Annotated in this window: 18 protein-coding genes; 11 read left to right on the top strand and 7 right to left on the bottom strand. The window is 71.6% G+C overall.

The features are described 5' to 3' along the window. The first annotated feature begins 112 nt into the window (after positions 1 to 112). The 5 genes from ACYVOO_RS12900 (at position 113) to ACYVOO_RS12880 (ending at position 7,043) form a co-directional block, all read left to right on the top strand. Positions 113 to 487: a hypothetical protein gene (locus tag ACYVOO_RS12900; RefSeq protein ID WP_461015786.1), complete on the top strand. Its 375-nt coding sequence runs from the start codon at positions 113 to 115 to the stop codon at positions 485 to 487. 153 nt (positions 488 to 640) lie between these two features. Then, complete coding sequence (locus ACYVOO_RS12895) at positions 641 to 3,793, top strand: DEAD/DEAH box helicase (RefSeq protein ID WP_461015785.1); 3,153 nt, start codon at positions 641 to 643, stop codon at positions 3,791 to 3,793. Positions 3,794 to 3,927: 134 nt separating this feature from the next. Further along, a complete protein-coding gene (locus ACYVOO_RS12890; RefSeq protein WP_461015891.1) occupies positions 3,928 to 5,235 on the top strand; it encodes an SWIM zinc finger family protein in 1,308 nt (435 codons plus the stop codon). A 239-nt stretch (positions 5,236 to 5,474) separates the two neighbouring features. Further along, entirely contained in the window at positions 5,475 to 6,323 is an 849-nt protein-coding gene (locus ACYVOO_RS12885) for a transporter substrate-binding domain-containing protein (RefSeq protein WP_461015784.1), read from the top strand. Positions 6,324 to 6,401: 78 nt separating this feature from the next. Then, on the top strand, positions 6,402 to 7,043 hold the full coding sequence (locus ACYVOO_RS12880; RefSeq protein ID WP_461015783.1) for a nucleoside/nucleotide kinase family protein: 642 nt from the start codon (positions 6,402 to 6,404) through the stop codon (positions 7,041 to 7,043). Between the two features lie 10 nt (positions 7,044 to 7,053). On the opposite strand, the gene ACYVOO_RS12875 is transcribed toward ACYVOO_RS12880, so the two are convergent. The 3 genes from ACYVOO_RS12875 to ACYVOO_RS12865 all read right to left on the bottom strand — a co-directional run bounded on the left by ACYVOO_RS12875 (position 7,054) and on the right by ACYVOO_RS12865 (position 8,501). Next, positions 7,054 to 7,269, bottom strand: a complete 216-nt coding sequence (locus ACYVOO_RS12875; protein ID WP_461015782.1) for a hypothetical protein — start codon at positions 7,267 to 7,269, stop codon at positions 7,054 to 7,056. A gap of 168 nt (positions 7,270 to 7,437) precedes the next feature. Further along, positions 7,438 to 8,091, bottom strand: a complete 654-nt coding sequence (locus ACYVOO_RS12870) for a hypothetical protein (RefSeq protein ID WP_461015781.1) — start codon at positions 8,089 to 8,091, stop codon at positions 7,438 to 7,440. Positions 8,092 to 8,186: 95 nt separating this feature from the next. Then, positions 8,187 to 8,501 (bottom strand): hypothetical protein, encoded by a 315-nt coding sequence (locus ACYVOO_RS12865; protein WP_461015780.1) that lies wholly within the window; start codon positions 8,499 to 8,501, stop codon positions 8,187 to 8,189. Between the two features lie 69 nt (positions 8,502 to 8,570). Between ACYVOO_RS12865 and ACYVOO_RS12860 the strand changes: the two genes are divergently transcribed. From ACYVOO_RS12860 to ACYVOO_RS12845, 4 genes are all read left to right on the top strand, one after another. After that, entirely contained in the window at positions 8,571 to 8,906 is a 336-nt protein-coding gene (locus ACYVOO_RS12860; protein ID WP_461015779.1) for a hypothetical protein, read from the top strand. 140 nt (positions 8,907 to 9,046) lie between these two features. Next, entirely contained in the window at positions 9,047 to 9,508 is a 462-nt protein-coding gene (locus ACYVOO_RS12855; protein ID WP_461015778.1) for a type II toxin-antitoxin system PemK/MazF family toxin, read from the top strand. Between the two features lie 162 nt (positions 9,509 to 9,670). Beyond that, positions 9,671 to 10,492: an MHYT domain-containing protein gene (locus ACYVOO_RS12850; RefSeq protein WP_453345211.1), complete on the top strand. Its 822-nt coding sequence runs from the start codon at positions 9,671 to 9,673 to the stop codon at positions 10,490 to 10,492. Between the two features lie 79 nt (positions 10,493 to 10,571). Continuing rightward, positions 10,572 to 11,351, top strand: a complete 780-nt coding sequence (locus tag ACYVOO_RS12845; protein ID WP_461015777.1) for a PIG-L deacetylase family protein — start codon at positions 10,572 to 10,574, stop codon at positions 11,349 to 11,351. Between the two features lie 141 nt (positions 11,352 to 11,492). Here ACYVOO_RS12845 and ACYVOO_RS12840 read toward each other — a convergent pair whose 3' ends face one another. The 4 genes from ACYVOO_RS12840 to ACYVOO_RS12825 form a co-directional block, all read right to left on the bottom strand. Next, positions 11,493 to 12,794: an MFS transporter gene (locus ACYVOO_RS12840; protein ID WP_461015890.1), complete on the bottom strand. Its 1,302-nt coding sequence runs from the start codon at positions 12,792 to 12,794 to the stop codon at positions 11,493 to 11,495. Positions 12,795 to 13,097: 303 nt separating this feature from the next. After that, complete coding sequence (locus tag ACYVOO_RS12835; RefSeq protein WP_461015776.1) at positions 13,098 to 13,913, bottom strand: hypothetical protein; 816 nt, start codon at positions 13,911 to 13,913, stop codon at positions 13,098 to 13,100. A gap of 123 nt (positions 13,914 to 14,036) precedes the next feature. Beyond that, a complete protein-coding gene (locus ACYVOO_RS12830; protein ID WP_461015775.1) occupies positions 14,037 to 14,663 on the bottom strand; it encodes a methylated-DNA--[protein]-cysteine S-methyltransferase in 627 nt (208 codons plus the stop codon). Between the two features lie 113 nt (positions 14,664 to 14,776). Then, a complete protein-coding gene (locus ACYVOO_RS12825; protein WP_461015774.1) occupies positions 14,777 to 15,664 on the bottom strand; it encodes a glycerophosphodiester phosphodiesterase in 888 nt (295 codons plus the stop codon). A 158-nt stretch (positions 15,665 to 15,822) separates the two neighbouring features. On the opposite strand from ACYVOO_RS12825, the gene uvrB reads away from it, so the two are divergent. After that, on the top strand, positions 15,823 to 17,973 hold the full coding sequence (gene uvrB, locus ACYVOO_RS12820; RefSeq protein WP_461015773.1) for an excinuclease ABC subunit UvrB: 2,151 nt from the start codon (positions 15,823 to 15,825) through the stop codon (positions 17,971 to 17,973). Positions 17,974 to 18,134: 161 nt separating this feature from the next. Then, positions 18,135 to 18,713 carry a TerD family protein gene (locus ACYVOO_RS12815; RefSeq protein ID WP_453345205.1) on the top strand — a complete coding sequence of 193 codons (579 nt, stop codon included), beginning with the start codon at positions 18,135 to 18,137 and terminating at the stop codon, positions 18,711 to 18,713. The last annotated feature ends 25 nt before the right edge of the window (positions 18,714 to 18,738 follow it).

The following is an 18,738-nucleotide window of genomic DNA, read 5'->3' as shown; positions in this document are numbered from 1 at the left end:
CACGGGAGGAACGCCAGCGCGTCGGACGCGTCGGACGCGCTGGGCAGTGGCGGGACGGCCGAGAAGGAGCGATCGACTGCCGGGCGCGTGCCGGGGCGCATACGGTGAGGGGATGGACATCGACGCCGCCGTCACCCTCGCTTCCGCCGCCGCCGGTGGCGCCGCCACCGCCGCGGGACAGAGCGCCTGGCAGTCCCTCGTCTCCCTCGTGCGCCGCGACGGGCGCACCCCCGCACCGGACGAGCCGGACCCCGCCTCCGTCGACCCCTCGAACGAGGACGCCGTCCGCGTCCTCGTCGGGCACATCGCCGACCGCGCACGGGACGACGAGGCGTTCGCGGCGGACCTCATCCGCTGGGCGGAGGCCCATCGCGCCTCGATCCAGGTGGACAGGTCCGAGGTGCACAACACCGTCTCGGGCAACGCCAAGATCAGCGGCAACGTCATCATGGCCCGCGACATCCAGGGCGGCATCAACCTGGGCTGAGCCCTCCCCGCGCCCCGCCTCTGCTCTTGCCCCGCCCTGCTCATCGGCGCACGTCAGAACAGTGCGCCGGGTCCGTAGACTCGGAACCCGGAACCCGGAACCCGGAACCGGAACCCGGAACGGGGCCGGGCGAGCACGGGCGGAACGTAAGGCATGAGGCGTGAGGGAACGGTGACGGTGCGTACGTCGGGGCCGGGGGAGGAGCGGCCCGCGAGTGACGTGCTCGCGCGCTGTGCGGTGGCCTTCCTGCCGGGCGACCCGCCGCGCGAGGGCCGGTTCGCCTTCTGGAGCCCGGACGGCACACCGCCTCCCGACCACGCCCGGGGCGAGCGGTCCGACCTCACCGTCGTCGCACGGACACCGGAGACCCAGGAGGGCGACGGGGCGGGGGCGGACGGGGTGCGCGCTGTGACCGTGCCCGCGCTCCTGCTGCCCGTCGCCGAGGCCGTACCCCTCCTCGTACGGGCCCGGCTCGCGCCCACGCCCGCGCGCCCCGTCGCGCATCCGGCCGCCGCAGCCTGGGGAGCGGCGGCCCTGCACGCGCTGCATCTGGTGGCGCGGGGGCGGCTGCTGCCCGGTCTGACGGACGGGGACGCCGACGCCTGGCGGGCCGGTCCGCTGGAGAGCGACGACATCGCGTATCTGCGGGCCGTCGCCGCGGCCATGCCAGCCGAGGCCCACGCCGTACCGCTGCCGCACGCCGCTTCCCCCGGCGGCCCGCGCTCCTCGCGGGAAGCGGCGGCCACGGGTCCGCCGCGGCTGCCAGCGCCGGAGGCGCTCGTACGGGCGCTGCTCGACGCCGTCGCCGACACCCTGCCCCGTACGCCCGCAGGCCCCGCCGCCGTCGGCGCGCCCTTCGCCGCGCACGCGCCGCAGCGGCTGCCCCGCGCACGCGAGTGGGCCGCGGAGATCGCGGCGGGTGCCGACGCGGGCGTACGGATCTCGCTGCGCCTGGACCTCTCCGCACGCGATCTCTTCGACGGCGGCGCGGCACCGGAACCCCGCGCCCCCTCCGGCCCCTCCGGCCCCTCCGGCCCCTCCGGCCCCTCCGGCCCCTCCGGCTCCTCGGACCCTTCGGCCCCCGCGGGGCCGGGCGGCGCGGACGAGTCGCACTCGGGCGCCGCTGCCGTCGTGCAGGTGCACAGCCTCGCCGATCCGACGCTCGTCGCCGACACGGCCCAACTGTGGGCCGACGAGGAGACGGCCGAGCGCTTCGGCTCCCGCGCGCGGGTCGAGACGCTGCTGACGCTGCGCCGCGCGGCCCGCGTGTGGTCCCCGCTGGCGCGACTGCTGGACCGGCCGGTCCCCGACGTACTGCCGCTGACCGGCGACGAGGTGTACGAGCTGCTGGGCAGGGCAGCGGCCAGGCTGGGCGCGGCCGGGGTCCAGGTGCACTGGCCGCGTGAGCTGGCGCGTGAACTGACGGCCACGGCCGTCGTAAGGAGCCCGGCGCCCGGCTCGGCGGCGGACGGCTTCGGCTTCTTCGACACCGACGAACTCCTCCAGTTCCGCTGGCAGCTCGCGCTCGGCGGCGAGCCGCTGACAGAGGGGGAGATGGACGCGCTCGCCGAGGCGCACCGGCCTGTCGTGCGGCTGCGGGACGAGTGGGTGCTCGTCGATCCCGCGCTCGTGCGCAAGGCGCGCAAGCGCGACCTCGGCCTGCTGGACCCGGCCGACGCGCTGGCGGTCGTGCTGACAGGCGAGGCCGAGGTGGACGGGGAGCGCGTCGAGGCGGTGCCGGTCGGCGCGGTCGCGCGGCTCCGCGAGCGGCTGACGGCCGAGCCGGGACCCGTCGCGGCGCCCGAGGGGCTGCGTGCCACGCTGCGCGACTACCAACTGCGAGGGCTGGCGTGGCTGGACCTGATGACCTCGGCCGGGCTGGGCGCCTGCCTCGCGGACGACATGGGCCTGGGCAAGACCGTCACTCTCATCGCGCTGCATCTGCGACGGGCCCAGGCGCGACGGGATCAACGGGATCGGGGGCAGGCCCCTGAGGGGGCGGGTGCCGCGACCCTCGTCGTCTGCCCCGCCTCGCTGCTCGGCAACTGGCAGCGCGAGATCGAACGCTTCGCGCCCGGCGTGCCCGTGCGGCGCTTCCACGGGCCCGAGCGCTCCCTGGAAGGGCTGGCCGGAACCGGAACCGGAACCAGCGCCGAACCCGGTGGGGGTTCCGGTACGGAGGACCCCGGCTTCGTCCTCACCACGTACGGCACCCTCCGCACCAGCGCGGCCCAACTCGCCGCGCACGACTGGGGCATGGTCGTCGCCGACGAGGCCCAGCACGTCAAGAACCCCCGGTCGGCGACGGCCAGGGCACTGCGGACGGTCAAGGCGCCGGCGCGGGTCGCCCTCACCGGGACGCCCGTCGAGAACAACCTCTCCGAGCTGTGGGCCCTGCTCGACTGGACGACGCCGGGGCTGCTCGGCCCGCTGACGACGTTCCGCGCGCGGCACGCGCGCGCTGTCGAGGGCGGCGAGGACCCCGACGCGACGGCGCGGCTGGCCCGGCTGGTGCGGCCGTTCCTGCTGCGGCGCAAGAAGTCGGATCCCGGCGTCGCGCCCGAGCTGCCGCCCAAGACCGTCACCGACCACCCCGTCGCGCTCAGCCGCGAACAGGCCGCGCTCTACGAGGCCGCCGTGCGCGAGACGCTCGCCCGCATCGAGGAAGCGGAGGGCATGGCCCGGCGCGGACTGGTCATGAAGCTGCTCACCTCGCTCAAGCAGATCTGCAACCACCCGGCGCAGTACCTGCGGGAAGCGGCCCCCGGCGCCGCCGCGCGCTCGGGGAAGCTGGAACTCCTCGACGAGCTGCTCGACACGATCCTCGCCGAGGACGGCTCGGTCCTCGTCTTCACGCAGTACGTGGAGATGGCACGCCTGCTGGCCACGCACCTCGCGGACCGCCGCATTCCGGCCCAACTGCTGCACGGCGGCACGCCCGTCGCGCGGCGCGAGCAGATGGTCGACGCGTTCCAGGCGGGCGAGGTGCCCGTCTTCCTCCTCTCCCTCAAGGCGGCGGGCACGGGCCTCAACCTCACCCGTGCCGGGCACGTGATCCACTACGACCGCTGGTGGAACCCGGCCGTCGAGGAGCAGGCCACGGACCGCGCGTACCGCATCGGGCAGACCCAGCCCGTACAGGTGCACCGGCTGGTCAGCGAGGGGACCGTCGAGGACAAGGTGAGCCAACTGCTGGAGGCGAAGCGGGAGTTGGCGGACGCCGTGCTGGGCGGTGGCGGCGAGGCCGCGCTGACCGAGCTGACCGACGCGGAACTCGCCGATCTCGTCTCGCTGCGGAGGACATGATGAGAGACGGCTCCTCGCCTTCGGCCCCGCGCTCGTCCTCGTCCCCGTCGCGGACTCTCGCGCCGCTCGCGCCGGATCCCGGCAGCCGCGGCCCGTTCGCCCGGTCGTGGTGGGGGAACGCCTGGGTGCGGGCGATGGAGGAGGGCTCCTCCATCGACCCCGGCCGCCTCTCGCGTGGACGTACGTACGCGCGCGGCGGAAACGTCGACGCGATCACGGTCACGGCAGGGCGGATCGTGGCCCAGGTGCACGGCAGCCGTTCGCGCCCCTACCGCGCCGAGGTCCGGCTCCGTACGTTCGGCGACGCCGAATGGGAAGCGCTGCTCGACGCGGTCGCCGCCCGGCCCGCCCGTATCGCCGCGCTCCTCGCGAAGGACATGCCCGGCGATCTGGTGACCGCGGCCGAGGAGGCGGGCGTCCGGCTGCTGCCCGACGCCAGGGAACTGGACTGGCGCTGCTCGTGCCCCGACCGGGGCCACCCCTGCAAGCACGCCGCCGCGCTCTGCTACCGCGCCGCGCACTTCCTGGACGCCGACCCCTTCGTCCTGCTGCTGATGCGTGGCCGCGAGGAGGGCGAACTCCTCGACGAGCTGGCCCGCCGCAACACGGCGCGCGCCGCCGACGCGCCGCCGGCGTCCTCGCATGCGGAGGGCGTCGGCGCCCGCGAGGCGTTCGCGACGGCGGTACGTGCGCCGCTGCCCGATCCGCTTCCGGTCGCCGCGGCGCCGGGCCAGCCGCCCCTGTTCCCCGACGCCGCCGATGTGCCCGACGCTTCCGGTGCCGCGGGTGCCGCGGGTGCCGCGGGTGCCGCGGGTGCCGCGGGTGCCGCCGGTGCCGTCGATGTGCCGGAACCGGCCGCGCTCGAATTCCTGGCCACGGACGCGGCGGCCCGCGCCCACGCCTTCCTCGCGGGGACGGTCAGGGCGGCCGGGGCGCCCGGGCCGGACGGGGCGGAGGCCGGGCCCGGTGACGACGGGTCAGTGGACGCGCCGCCGCCCCCGGATCCCTTCGCACGGCTGTCCCCCTGGCATGACGCGGTCCGGCTGGCGGCGACCCACCCCCACCTCACCGGCCGCCGCACCTTCTCCCCTCTCTTCGCTGAACTCGCCCGCGCCACGGGGCACACCGCACAGGACCTCGCGCGTGCCGCTGCGGCCTGGCGACAGGGCGGCGCGGCGGGCCTGGCGGTGCTGGAGGACGCGTGGGACCCGCCCGCCGGTGGCTTCGACCGTGCGCGCGGGGCGCTGTCGGCCGCTGACCTGCCCCGTATGACCATCCGCCGCAACCACCTCACCGACCCCACGGGCACGCTCCAGCTCCGCTACGGGAGGGACGGCCGCTGGTACCCGTACCGCAGCGAACCGGCCCGCGACGACTGGTGGCCCGAAGGCCCCGCCGACGACGATCCGGTGGGCGCGCTCACGGGCTTGCTGGACGAGTGAGCGGCGAACGCGAGGCGAGGGCGGGGCGGGCCGAGCCCGCACGTCCACGTATCGCACGTATCCCACGTACTCCACGTATCGCCTGGTGAGCAGGGCCTTCACCGCCGACTTCTCTTCTGGCACGCTGATCGCTTCGACCGGACCTCACCGTTCCACAGGCCCGGCCGTGCCCCGTCGCTCACGCCTCGCCCTCACCCCTCACCCCTCGCCTCTCGTCGCCGCGTACAGGAGCCGCCGTCATGAAGCGCGCCGCCACGTTGTCCGCCCTCGCCTGCCTGCTCGCCGTGACCAGCGCGGCGCCCTCTGCCCCCGCGCCGTCCCCGGGGCCCTCCGCGTCGCGGGACGCGTCGATCAACGCGGCGAGCGCGCGCAAGGGACACGCCTCCCTCCTCGACACGGTTCCCGAGCGCGGGCTCCTGCGCGTGTGCACGACGGGCGACTACCGCCCCTTCACCCACCTCGACCCGGAGAAGGGCACGTACAGCGGCGTGGACATCGACATGGCCCGCGACCTCGCGACGAGCCTCGAAGCCAAGCCGAAGTACGTCGAGACGACGTGGGCGAAGCTCGTCGACGACCTCTCGTCGGGCAAGTGCGACATCGCCGTGGGCGGCGTCTCCATCACGCTCCCGCGCGCCCGCGACGTCTACTTCAGCGAGCCCACCCGCGAGGACGGCAAGACGCCGATCGTGCGCTGCGAGGACAAGGACAAGTACCAGACGCTCCAGCAGATCGACCGGCCCGGCACCACGGTGATCGTGAACCCGGGCGGGACGAACGAGCAGTTCGCGCGCGACAACATCAAGCAGGCGACCATCAAGCTGCACCCCGAGAACACCACGATCTTCGAGGAGATCGTCGAGGGCCGCGCCGACGTGATGATGACCGACGCGAGCGAGACCCGCTACCAGGCCAAGATCCACCCCGAGCTGTGCTCCGTCCACCCCGACGAGCCCTTCACGTTCTCGGAGAAGGCGTACGCGCTGCCGCGCGGGGACGAGCAGTTCAAGGAGTACGTGGACCAGTTCGTGCACCTCGCCACGCACGACGGGACGTACGAGAAGTACGAGGACGAGTGGATGAAGTGAGGCCCGGCGGTCCGGCGGTCCGGCGGTTCCGCGGTCCGGCGGTCTGCCGGGGGAGCGGGGCGCGTGCATCATGGGCGGATGCCGTTCGAACCGATCACCTGGGAGCGCCTGACCGAGTCCCTCGCCGACCGCGTCGCGGCGACGAAGGCGGGGGACGGCGGACCCTGGCTACGGGTCGCGCTCGACGGCGCTCCGCCCGCGCGCCCGGCCGGCCTCGCGGAACGTCTCGCCGAGGCACTGCGCGTACGCGGCCGTCCCGCGCTGACGGTCGCGGCCGACGGCTTCCTGCGCCAGGCTTCGCTGCGGCTCGAACACGGCAAGCGGGACCCCGACGCGTACTACGACCTCTGGTACGACACGAGTGCGCTGTGGCGTGAGGTCTTCAACCCCCTGGACCCCGGCGGGAGCGGCCTCGTGCTCCCCGACCTGCGCGACCCGTCGACGGACCGGGCCACCCGCAGCGACCGTGTACGCCTCGCCGAGGGCGGGGTACTCCTGCTGCACGGGCCGCTGCTGCTCGGTCGCTGGTTCCCGTTCGACCTGTCCGTCCACCTGAAACTGACCCCCGCCGCGCTGGAACGGCGCTCCGAGGAGAGCGCGCGCTGGACGCTGCCCGCGTTCGCCCGCTACGAGGAAGAGGTCTCCCCGGAGACCACCGCCGACGTGGTGATCCGCGCGAACGATCCCCGTCATCCCGCGTGGAACGCGCAGGGCGAGTGAGGTGCGCGGGTCAGCGCCGTGAGGGGGCGCGCTCGGCGTCGATCTCGCTCCGCAGCCCCGCGAGATAGCGCCGTGCCTCCGCCTCTTCTCCGGCCCGCGACTCCGGCGACTGCCGCTCGTACTCGTGCCGGGCCGCGCCTACCCGGTCCGCGAGCGCGTCCGCGTAGGCGCCGACCCGTACGGCTTCCCGCAACCCCATCCGCCCGGCGAGCACTTCCCGCGCCATCTCCCCCAACGCGTCCCGCCCCCCTCCACGCCTTTCTTCCGCCAATCGCTCCAACGCCCGCCTCAACGCCCGCGCCCGCACCTGATCCCCTCCGGTGAGCGGCAAGAACTCAACATCCTGAACCTGCAACGCTTCCCGCCCGGAAGCGTCGTTGCCCTGCGCCATGTGTCAGCTCCTTGTGGGGACGGCGGGGTGGTCGTATGCGGTGCCGGGGACGGGGAAAGTCATGAGTTGGCTGGCGAGCGTGGCGCTGAGACCTTGGATGATGCCGACGCTGGCGTTGACCGTGTTCTGTGTCCTGGAGAGGGTCTCGGTGATCTGCCCCCAGTGCTTCAGCATGCGAGCGATGTGGATGGACGCGACTCCGTAGCCGACGGCCGCCCCGACACCGGTCCAGGAAAACGCTGTTCCCTCGGCCAACAGAACGGCGGTGATGATGACGTCGTCTGCCAGAGCGGCCAGCACGCCCTTTGCCGCTTCCGCCGCCGAGAAGACCGCGTGCGCGATCTCTCTGTATTCTCCGGAAAGTTTCGTCAAGGACGAGTTGTAGTTGACCGTCTTTTGCTGGAGGGTGTCGAAGTAGAGGTAGGCCATGTCTGCGGCGTGCCCCTGCCAGCTCGCGTCCAACTCTCTGTTTCCGCCTTGAATATTGGCAGCGATGTCGTCACACATGGACCCGAGGTTCTTCCAGGCTTCAGCGCAGCGGGCAAAGGCTTGCCAATCACCGGTGAACCATTGGAGCGTTTCGTCCAGCGGGTTGAAACCGAAGACCATCTCGTAAACTTCTAGAACCCACGCTGTTGGGCTGAGCGCGTCGCTCACATCGTTGAAGATCTCCAGAAGCCCTCTTGAGTACTCTTCCGGTTCGGAAGGTGGGGTCAAGCGCGCCGTAGGCTGTCTCGCGTCCTGAAATCCGCTCATCGAGGGGTTACCGGGTAGGTCGCGTCGATACTCCGGGCGGTATCGATGTCGGTGCGGGTGTAGTAGGCGCTGACACGGAGAAGTTCGCTCTGGCACGAACCAAGCACTGAGGCCAGCTGGGAAAGAGCGCCGGTGACGTTGTCGACGACATTCCGATGGGGGCCGACGGCGAGCTTCAGTAACCCCTCTTCCCACCAGTCGATCGGAGTGTGTTTGTCGACGTATTGAAGTCCATCAGTGATGTCGTCAACTGCCCTGCCCACTTGACGGGCGAACGACTTCAGGTCGGACGGTTCAACTTCGAGCCTCATGAAACCACCAGAATCGAAAGCGTGAGCAACGAGGGGGTGTCCTGTGGATGGGCGTGTACGTTACACCGCATGCTGAATGGCAATGACGATCTTGGTAGGGAATTCTCCCGTTCCAGCCTCTCGGTCCCGCTAGGGCAGGAGTTCGAGGACGGGTGGCAGCGCATTCGCTGGAATGGAGCGGCGCTGGCGCTTCTTTTCTGTGTCCCCGGGGGAGCGGCGCCCCTGATCGGGGCGTTCGTTCTCGGGGAGGCGCTTGTGCTGCCGGTGATTGGCCTGCTGCCCACGACAGTTGCGGCGGTGGCGGCCGTCCTCGGGTACCGGCGTCGACGAGGCGGATACATCCTGGGATCCATCGGGCTGACCGTGGGCTGGGGGCTCTTGGGCCTGGCTCTGCGGGCGATGTGACCCGATCGGTTCGCTCGATCGAGGTCCAGACCTCAAGAGGGTTACGCCGAACGGGTGACACTCCGCCTCGCCCCGGCGTCCGGTATGAACCAAGGGTGGGTGCCCCCTCAACATCTGGGCCCTGGGGATAGCTTGCAGCTATGGATCATGTGAGCGACCAGATACAAGGGGCCGGCGCGCTGCCCGGGCAGAGTGGGTACGCCGCGACGGCGGAGATCGCGCCGCGTGCCGTCGGGCAGGTGCGGACCACCTATGCGCCGGATCCGGACGGGGACCCGGACCCGGGGGAGATCGTGTGGACGTGGGTGCCGTACGAGGAAGGGGACGGCCGCGGGAAGGACCGGCCCGTGCTGATCGTGGCCCGGGAGGATCGCGGGACCGTGCTGGCCGTGCAGTTGACGTCCCGTCAGCGCGACGGTGACCCGGACTGGCTCCCTCTCGGCGCCGGGCCGTGGGACCGGAGCGGACGGGACTCGTGGGTCGGCATCGACCGCGTGCTCCGGATCCACCCCTGGGGCATGCGCCGCGAGGCATGCGCCCTGGACCGCGCCCGGTTCAACCGCGTCGTCCACCGCCTGCAACAGGTCTACGGCTGGCGGTAACCCCTCCACCACCCCGTCGCGCCGTACTCGCGAGTACCGACTTGGTCAAAGGGGCGCGCGCAGGGGAGCGCGTCTCTAACATGGGGCGGCCACATGTGTGTTCATTGTGTGACGGTTCCTTGTTCGTGAAGCGGTCTCCCGCGTAAGGATGGCGATGGGGCGATGGTGATATCGGCGGTGGCGGTTCCGGTCGACGCGTTCTCGTACGGGCTGGTGACGCCGCTGGCGGCGTACGCCGTGGCCTGCCTGGGCAGCGCGTTAGGACTCAGATGCACGGCGCGGGCGCTGAGCGTGGACCGCTCGGAGCGGAAGGGCTGGCTGACGCTCGGCGCCCTGGCGATCGGTACGGGCATCTTCGCGATGCACTTCATCGCGATGATGGGCTTCACGGCCCAGGGCGTCGACATCGGTTACGACTTGCTCACGACGTACGCCAGTCTTCTCGTCGCCGTGGTCGTGACCGGCGTCGGTGTCTTCCTCGTCGGCTACAAGGGGCGGAACTCCGGCGCCCTGCTCGGCGGTGGGGCGATCACCGGTCTCGGTGTCGCGGCCATGCACTACTTGGGCATGGCGGGGATGCGGATGTCGGGCGAGGTCGTCTACGAGACCGGCACCGTCGTGCTCTCCATCGGTATCGCGGTCTTCGCGGCCACGGCCGCGCTCTGGTTCGCGACGTCCGTGAAACTCTTCGGCTCCGCGCTCGGCGCAGCGCTCATCATGGGCGTCGCCGTCAGCGGCATGCACTACACCGCCATGGAGGCGGTGTCGGTCCACATCCACGGGTCAGGGCTGGGCGGAGGCGGCACCTCCGTCATCGGCACGCTGACTCCGATCCTCATCGGCCCCGTACTGCTGCTCCTGTTCGTCGCGCTCTTCGTGAGCCTCGACCCGATGATGGAAAGGGACCGGCGCCGCCAGTGGGGGAGCAGGCCGGGAGAGACCACCGGTGAGAAGCTGGAGTGGACACCGTTCGAACGGCGTTGACCAGGCTGACCAGCACGCGCGTCACCCGCCACCCGTCAGCCGCCCCACCCGTCACCGTGAACAGGGGATGAGAGCAGCGATGACCACGCCGCAGCAGCCGCCACCGCAGCAGCCGTCACCACTGGAGGACATGCCGGAGGACTGGCAGCGCGCGCTCGCGGTCGTCGCGCATCCCGACGATCTGGAGTACGGGGCAGCGGCGGCCGTCGCCGAGTGGGTGGAGGCTGGTAAGGAGGTCACGTACCTGCTGGTCACGCGGGGCGAGGCCGGGATCGACGGGCTCGCGCCCGACGAGTGCGCCACCGTGCGCGAGGCCGAACAGCGGGCGAGCGCACGGGCCGTCGGCGTCTCGACGGTCGAGTTCCTCGGGCAGCGCGACGGCGTCATCGAGGAGGGTCCGGTGCTGCGCGAGGACATCGCGGCGGCCGTACGCAGGCACCGGCCCGAACTGGTCGTCACCATCAACCACCACGACACGTGGGGCGGTACGTACTGGAACACCCCCGACCACCGTGCGGTCGGCCGCGCCGTGCTCGACGCCGTGGGCGACGCGGGGAACCGGTGGATCTTCCCCGGGCAGTTGGAGCGCGACGGTGCCGGTACCGGTACCGGCACGTGGGGCGGGGTGCGCTGGGTCGCCGTCGCCGCGTCGCCGTACGCCACGCACGCGGCGCCGGTCGGCGACAAGGCCGTCGAACGCGCCGTCGCCTCGCTGGCCGAGCACCGCGCGTATATCACCGCGCTCAGCGACGAGGATCCCGTGGCCTATGCGCGCTCCGTCGTCGACCGAGGGCTGGGCATGGGTGCGGAGCGCTACGGCGGGCGGCGTTGCGTCTCCTTCCAGTTGTATCCGCGGTGAGCCGTTGGGGCCGTACGGGGGACGGACAGGGCCGGAAGGGGGTCGGACGGGGCGCTACGGGCCGGTCCACGGCCGGATTCGGGCCCCGCGAGATTGACACGACCGGGGGACGGCGAACGGCCTAGCGCTGGGCCGCCCGGGTCACTCGCGCCGTCTCAGGGCGAGGAGCGCGAGGGCGGCGACGGGGAGGAGCAGCGCCGCTCCCATCACGTTGAGCCACCCGTATCCGGCCTGCGCGACGACGAGCCCGGAGAGGGCTCCGCCGACTCCGGCACACGCGTTCATGGTGAGGTCGGAGAGGCCCTGGGCCGCGGCGCGTGTCGCCTGGGGCACGGAGTCGGTGAGCAGGGCCGAGCCCGAGACGAGGCCCGCCGACCAGCCGAGGCCGAGGAGGAAGAGCCCGGCCGCCGACTGGACGTGGCTGCCGTCCGACGTCCCCGCGAGGGCCGCGGCGCAGACGAGCAGCGCGAGGGCCAGGAAGATGACGCTGAGCCGCCCGATGCGGTCGGCGAGCCAGCCCATCAATGGCGAGAACGCGTACATCCCGGTGATGTGGCCGCTGATGACGAGGCCGATCAGCTCGATTCCGGCGCCGTGGTGACCGAGGTCGACCGGCGTCATGACCATGATCGAGACCATGGCGGTGTGCGAGCCCGCGATCGTGGCGAGGGCGAGTCGTGCGCGCGGAGAGGCGGCGACCGCGGCCAGACCGGCCCGCAGCGAACGCTCCTCCGCGCCGGTGCCGGTACTGGTACCGGTTCCTGCCTCCGCATTGCCCGTCTCCGCCGCCGCGTGGGCCGCGTCCGCCGCGGCGAGCGCGCGGGCCGTGAGCAGGGGGTCGGGACGCAGGAGTACGTGGACCAGTGCGGCGGCCACGACGAAGACCCCGGTCGCCCAGAGGAAGGGGCCAGCGGCGGCCGGTATGCCGAGGCCGACGACGCTGCGTCCGGCCGGAGCGGCGATGTTCGGGCCGAGTACCGCGCCGATGGTCGTGGCCCAGACGACGGTGGAGATCGCCCTTCCCCGCTGGTCGGGCTCGGCGAGATCGGCCGCGGCGAAGCGGGCCTGGAGGTTGGCGGAGCTGCCGGCGCCGAAGGCCGTCATGCCGCACAGCAGGAGCGGGAAGTTCCCGAGGGCGGCCCCGACCACGACGACCGCGCCGCCGACGGCCCCGATCAGATAGGCGAGGGTGAGTCCGGGACGACGGCCCCGCGCCGCCATCAGCGAGGCGAGCGGGAGCGACAGCAGCGCGGTACCGATCACCGACGAGGTGGAGGCCAGCCCGGAGACCGCCTCCGAGCCGCCGATGTCCTTGGCCAGTACGGCGGCCAGCGCGATGGCCGTCGCCACGCCGAGGCCGCCCAGGATCTGACTGACGATGAGCACGGCGTTCGTACGGCGCCGCAGCGCGGGGAGGCCGTCCCGCGAGGGGAGTCCTGGCACGCCCGGCAGCTCGCGTGGAGCGGATGCGCCAGATACGGCGGGTGGGCCGGGTGGGCCGGGTACGGCCGCTCCGGTGGCCGGATCGACCGCGTCCGCCGTGGGGGCCGCCGGGTCCGAGGTGCTGCGGCCGGTACTGGGGGAGGGGCGTGCGCCCTTGCCTATGTCAGGAGTGTCGGCCTCGTGATGGGTGTCGGTCACGGCGGGAGTCTGTCACCGAGGAGCGTGCGCGGGCCATGCTTTTGCCGTCCGTCCACGCGTTCCGCCTCCCTGGCGCCCGCTCCGGCCCCCGGGCGCGTCGCGCGGTCAGGGCCGCCGTGGAGCTGTTCTCCGTGCGGTGGAGGGGGTGGGGGCGGGGCGGCCTCCGGCCTCCGCCGCCGCCCGGCGGCGGCACTCCCCGGCCAGCGCCGGATACGCGGCGGCTATCGCCCCGTACATCCGCCCGCGCAGCACCCGTGTGCCCTCGTCCCGGCTCTCGGTCGTCGGCAGGGCCTCCAGCAGGGAGTGCCGGTCGCCCAGCAGTTCGTACAGATAGCGCACCTGCCAGCGGGCCAGCGCTGCCGGATCTGCCGTGTCCACCGTGGCGGGGCTGGGGACGTGGCCCCAGCTGTCGGCGGCGCGCTGCGCGTCCCGCACGTTGCGGTGCTCGACCGCGCGGCGCGCCAGCTCGCCGGGGGACAGCCGCGGCAACTTCATCGGCGCCGTCCTGACCGCTTCGAGCGCCCGCTCCCTGCGCCGGTCAGCCGCCCGTCGCAGCGCCTCGCCGCGGCGTCGGCGCGTCGTGCTCGTGCGCGCGAAGACGGGATCGCGCTCGGCCTCGTCGACCCGCGACGTGAGATACAGCTCCATGGGCTCCGTCCGGTCGGGCCCGCCGAGCAGAGCGCGTATCAGTCCGGGCGTCCAGCCCCGTGCCCTGAGCGTGTCCAGCGAGCAGAAGGTGACCGCCCGCTGCCGCTCCACAGCGGACGCCCCCTGCGACGACCGTTCCTGCGAGGGCCGACCCTGCGACGACCGTGCCCGCGAGGGCGGCTCAGCGCTGGGCCGCAGCCGCGCGGGCTCGTACGGCGAAGGAGCGCGCCGTACGGGGGTGTGCTGCGTGAACGCTGAACGGGGCACCGTCATGATCCGTCCTCCTCCGGGCCGTGGCGGCCGTACCAGCCATGGCACACGAGCGGCGCCCACCACGCGACCCGGACCACGCGAACCAGGACCGCACCCCCAGAGACCGGGGCACGCCGATCCGGCTCAGAACAGCGGTTCCGGCAGCAGCCCCTCCAGGGCCAGCAGCGTGCGCTTGGTCTCCAGTCCGCCGCCGAAGCCGCCTATGCCGCCGCCGCTCTCGACCACGCGGTGGCAGGCGACGACGACCGGCAGCGGGTTGGAGCCCATGGCCGCGCCCACCGCACGCGCCGCGCCCGGTTCCCCGACCCGGTCGGCGAGGTCCTGATAGCCGACCGTGGCGCCGAAGGGGACGGACTCGTGCAGCGCGTGCAGAACCCGTGCGTGGAAGCCTCCGGACAGGGACCAGTCCAGGTCCACGGTGAAGGCGCGCAGCTCGCCGCGGAAATACGCGTCGAGCTGGGAGACGGCCTCGCCGAGGACGGCGTCCGCCGGGTCCCGTATCTCCTCCGGACCGGGGCCCTCGGCGCCCGCGGGCACCGGCCCGCCCGGGACCGCCCCGCTCCAGGGCCTGGGCTCGCAGCGCAGGCGTCCCGCCAGTCGGGTGAGCGCCTTGTCCGCCGTGGGCGCGTCGGCGTGGAAGACCACATTGACCAGGCCCTCGCCGGTCGCGGCGAGCAGCAGCGGCCCGAGGGGGGTGTCCCGTACCGCCCACGCACAGGAACGGGCCGTGCTCGCCGTCGTCTCAGTCATACGGGAACCCTAGAGCCGCCCACTGACAAGCGGCCCCGGGGCGGCCGGGGGACGGCTCCGGAGCGGATCCGGAACGGCCCCTTCCCGACCGTTGCCCGTACCGGCGGTCCGGATCAGCCGCCGGTCTCCTGCCGGACGACGTCCGGATAGTTGGAGATGATCCCGTCGACCCCCGCGTCCGCGACCTTGCGGGCCGTGGCGGCGTCGTTCACCGTCCAGGCGTACGTCTCCAGCGGCTTGCCGTGGGGGCCCTTCACGCTGTGGATGGCGTCCACGTACTCCTTGGACACGGTCGTGTACTTCGGGTTGATCTGGTCGGCGAAGCCCGCGTAGGTCTTCAGCTCGTTCTTGGGCGGGTTGCCGAGGAAGCCCGTCTTCAGCGCGGGCTTCAGGCCGTGGATCTTCTTGACCGAGTCGGCGTTGAAGCTCTGGACGACCAGCTTGCTCTTGAGGTGCCGCCCGTCGAGCCAGCCCTTCTTGGTCAGCTCCTTGAGCACCTGGGCCTCGATCCCCGGGTACAGCTCGGGCGCCTTCAGCTCCATCAGCAGCTTCTGGCCGTTGCGGGTGACCCGGTCGAGGTACTGGTCCAGCGTGGGGACCTTCTGGTTCTGGTAGCTCTCGCTGAACCAGCTTCCCGCGTCGAGCTTGGCGATCTCCTTGGCCGTGAAGTCGGACACGTTCCAGGGGGAGCGGTCCGGGAAGACCTTCTCGGCGTTGGTCGTACGGTCGAGCGTCGTGTCGTGCATCACGACCAGCTTGCCGTCCTTCGTGCGCTGTACGTCGTTCTCGACCCAGCTGATGCCCAGCTTGCGGGCCTTGTCGACCGCCGCGAGCGTGTTCTCGGGAGCGTGGCCCGAGGCGCCTCTGTGGGCGACGGTCGTGGGTGGCTCTGTCTTGTCGGCCCGCTGAGGGGCGGCGTGGGAGGGACTGGCGGAGAGGATGAGTGCGGACATACCCAGGAGAGCGCCGGTGGTGGCGGCTACGGCGGGGCGCATCAACATTCGGGACTCCTCGCGATCGACCGTGCACGGACAGCGAAGAGGATTCCCGTTGCGCGATACACGAAAGCAGAAGCGGAGTGGCCGTGATGTGAACGTATAGCGTCCGGGACTCGCCTTGCGCGAGGTCGATGTCAGTGGCGAGTCGTACGGTGGATCGCATGCGGCCCCAAACCCAGATCGAACGCAAGGTTGCGCCCTTCGAGGTCGTCAGCCCCTACCAGCCCAGCGGTGACCAGCCGACGGCCATCGCCGAGCTAGCGCAGCGCGTCAGCGCAGGTGAGAAGGATGTCGTGCTGCTGGGCGCGACCGGCACGGGAAAGTCGGCGACCACCGCCTGGATGATCGAGAAGCTCCAGCGCCCCACCCTGGTGATGGCGCCGAACAAGACCCTGGCCGCCCAGTTGGCGAACGAGTTCCGCGAGCTCATGCCGAACAACGCGGTGGAGTATTTCGTTTCCTATTACGACTACTACCAGCCGGAGGCGTACGTCCCCCAGACGGACACCTACATCGAAAAGGATTCCTCCATCAATGAGGAGGTCGAGCGGCTCCGGCACAGTGCGACGAATTCGCTGATCACCCGCCGGGACGTAGTCGTCGTCGCCTCCGTCTCCTGCATCTACGGTCTGGGCACGCCGCAGGAATACGTAGACCGGATGGTGCCGCTCAAGGTCGGCGAAGAGGTCGACAGGGACCAGTTGCTACGCCGTTTCGTGGAGGTCCAGTACACGCGCAATGACGTCTCGTTCACCCGCGGCACCTTCCGGGTGCGCGGCGACACCATCGAGATCTTCCCCGTCTACGAAGAGCTGGCCGTCCGCATCGAGATGTTCGGGGACGAGATCGAGGCGCTCTCGACGCTCCACCCGCTCACCGGCGAGGTCATCTCGGACGATCAGGAACTGTACGTGTTCCCGGCCTCCCACTATGTCGCTGGCCCGGAGCGGATGGAGCGCGCCGTCGCGGACATCGAGGCGGAACTGGAGCAGCAGCTCGCCTCCATGGAGAAGCAGGGCAAGCTGCTGGAGGCCCAGCGGCTGCGCATGCGCACGACGTACGACATCGAGATGATGCGCCAGATCGGCACCTGCTCCGGCATCGAGAACTACTCCCGGCACATCGACGGCCGCGAGCCGGGCACAGCGCCGCACACGCTGCTCGACTTCTTCCCGGACGATTTCCTGCTCGTCATCGACGAGTCGCACCAGACCGTCCCCCAGATCGGCGCGATGTACGAGGGCGACGCGGCCCGCAAGCGCACCCTGGTCGATCACGGCTTCCGGCTGCCCTCGGCGATCGACAACCGGCCGCTGAAGTGGGAGGAGTTCGTCGAGCGGATCGGCCAGACGGTCTATCTCTCGGCGACCCCCGGACCGTACGAGTTGTCGCGCTCCGACGGCTATGTGGAGCAGGTCATCCGCCCGACGGGCCTGATCGATCCCGAGGTCGTCGTCAAGCCGACCGAGGGGCAGATCGATGATCTGGTCCACGAGATCCGCACCCGCACCGAGAAGGACGAGCGGGTCCTCGTCACCACCCTCACCAAGAAGATGGCCGAGGACCTGACCGACTATTTCCTGGAACTGGGCATCCAGGTCCGCTATCTGCACAGCGACATCGACACGCTGCGCAGGGTCGAGCTGCTGCGCGAGCTGCGCAGCGGCGAGTTCGACGTGCTGGTGGGCATCAACCTGCTCCGTGAGGGCCTGGACCTCCCCGAGGTGTCGCTGGTGGCCATCCTGGACGCGGACAAGGAGGGCTTCCTCCGCTCGGGAACCTCCCTGATCCAGACGATCGGCCGCGCGGCGCGCAACGTCTCAGGCCAGGTGCACATGTACGCGGACAAGGTCACCCCGGCCATGGAGAAGGCCATCGACGAGACCAACCGCCGCCGCGAGAAGCAGATCGCGTACAACACGGAGCGCGGTATCGATCCCGAGCCGCTGCGCAAGAAGATCGGTGACATCGTCGCCGACATCGCCCGCGAGGACATCGACACCGAGGAACTGCTCGGCTCGGGCTACCGCCAGGAGCGCAAGGGCGGCGGCAAGGACGGCGGCGGCACCAAGGGCAAGGCGCCGACCCCCGCCAAGTCGGCGGGCAAGGGCAAGGGCAAGAAGGCCAAGGGCGAGGACGAGCAGCTCACCGACAGGCCCGCGGCCGAACTCGCCGAGATGATCGAGGAGATGACGGAGCGGATGCGCGCGGCAGCCGCGGATCTCCAGTTCGAGGTCGCCGCGCGCCTGCGCGACGAGGTGGGGGAGCTCAAGAAGGAGCTGCGGCAGATGAAGGAGGCGGGGCTCAAGTAACGCGCGTGAGCACGTCCGGCCCCCGCCCGTACCAGCGGAGTGTTGCAAGAACGACACAAAGGGGGACGGGCGGTCCGGGCCCCGCGCGCGCATGCGTAGGGTGCGGTGCGTGACAGCCGTCGGCTGCGACGGCGGCCAGCCATGTCGAGAGGGGAACGCACGTGACGGTCAACTTGTCCAAGGGGCAGGCGATCAGTCTCCAGAAGAGCGACGGAGGCACGCTGAACGCGGTGCGCATGGGCCTGGGCTGGAAGTCGGCGCCGCGCCGCGGCCTGTTCGGCAAGCGTTCCAAGGAGATCGACCTGGACGCCTCGGCCGTGCTGTTCGCCGACAAGCAGCCGGTGGACGTCGTCTTCTTCCGCCACCTGGTGAGCGACGACGGCTCGGTCAAGCACACCGGTGACAACCTGGTCGGCGGCGCGGGCCAGGGCGGCGACGACGAGGCGATCATGGTCGACCTCCAGCGGGTGCCCGTCCACATCGACCAGATCGTCTTCACGGTGAACTCCTTCACCGGGCAGACCTTCGCCGAGGTCGAGAACGCCTTCTGCCGCCTCGTCGACGAGACCAACGGCCAGGAACTGGCGCGCTACACACTGACCGGCGGCGGCCAGTACACCGCCCAGATCATGGCCAAGGTGCACCGTCAGGGCAGCGGCTGGCAGATGACGGCGGTGGGCAACCCTGCCAACGGCCGTACGTTCCAGGACCTGATGCCGGCGATCCTGCCGCACCTGTAGAACCGGCCCGCGCGGGCGCCACGAG

The sequence above is a fragment of the Streptomyces daliensis genome (assembly GCF_054782395.1).
The sequence above is the reverse complement of the archived record's forward strand: the minus strand, read 5'-3'. Positions and strand labels throughout refer to the sequence as shown.

What these genes read in the sequence shown, in the direction of transcription:
- ACYVOO_RS12890 (WP_461015891.1), top strand. Translation starts at nt 3,928, where the DNA reads ATGGAGGAGGGCTCCTCCATCGACCCCGGCCGCCTCTCGCGTGGACGT.
- ACYVOO_RS12895 (WP_461015785.1), top strand. Translation starts at nt 641, where the DNA reads ATGAGGCGTGAGGGAACGGTGACGGTGCGTACGTCGGGGCCGGGGGAG.
- ACYVOO_RS12885 (WP_461015784.1), top strand. Translation starts at nt 5,475, where the DNA reads ATGAAGCGCGCCGCCACGTTGTCCGCCCTCGCCTGCCTGCTCGCCGTG.
- ACYVOO_RS12865 (WP_461015780.1), bottom strand. Translation starts at nt 8,501, where the DNA reads ATGAGGCTCGAAGTTGAACCGTCCGACCTGAAGTCGTTCGCCCGTCAA.
- ACYVOO_RS12850 (WP_453345211.1), top strand. Translation starts at nt 9,671, where the DNA reads ATGGTGATATCGGCGGTGGCGGTTCCGGTCGACGCGTTCTCGTACGGG.
- ACYVOO_RS12835 (WP_461015776.1), bottom strand. Translation starts at nt 13,913, where the DNA reads ATGACGGTGCCCCGTTCAGCGTTCACGCAGCACACCCCCGTACGGCGC.
- ACYVOO_RS12880 (WP_461015783.1), top strand. Translation starts at nt 6,402, where the DNA reads ATGCCGTTCGAACCGATCACCTGGGAGCGCCTGACCGAGTCCCTCGCC.
- ACYVOO_RS12825 (WP_461015774.1), bottom strand. Translation starts at nt 15,664, where the DNA reads ATGTTGATGCGCCCCGCCGTAGCCGCCACCACCGGCGCTCTCCTGGGT.
- ACYVOO_RS12830 (WP_461015775.1), bottom strand. Translation starts at nt 14,663, where the DNA reads ATGACTGAGACGACGGCGAGCACGGCCCGTTCCTGTGCGTGGGCGGTA.
- ACYVOO_RS12860 (WP_461015779.1), top strand. Translation starts at nt 8,571, where the DNA reads ATGCTGAATGGCAATGACGATCTTGGTAGGGAATTCTCCCGTTCCAGC.
- ACYVOO_RS12855 (WP_461015778.1), top strand. Translation starts at nt 9,047, where the DNA reads ATGGATCATGTGAGCGACCAGATACAAGGGGCCGGCGCGCTGCCCGGG.
- ACYVOO_RS12875 (WP_461015782.1), bottom strand. Translation starts at nt 7,269, where the DNA reads ATGGCGCGGGAAGTGCTCGCCGGGCGGATGGGGTTGCGGGAAGCCGTA.
- ACYVOO_RS12900 (WP_461015786.1), top strand. Translation starts at nt 113, where the DNA reads ATGGACATCGACGCCGCCGTCACCCTCGCTTCCGCCGCCGCCGGTGGC.
- uvrB (WP_461015773.1), top strand. Translation starts at nt 15,823, where the DNA reads ATGCGGCCCCAAACCCAGATCGAACGCAAGGTTGCGCCCTTCGAGGTC.
- ACYVOO_RS12845 (WP_461015777.1), top strand. Translation starts at nt 10,572, where the DNA reads ATGACCACGCCGCAGCAGCCGCCACCGCAGCAGCCGTCACCACTGGAG.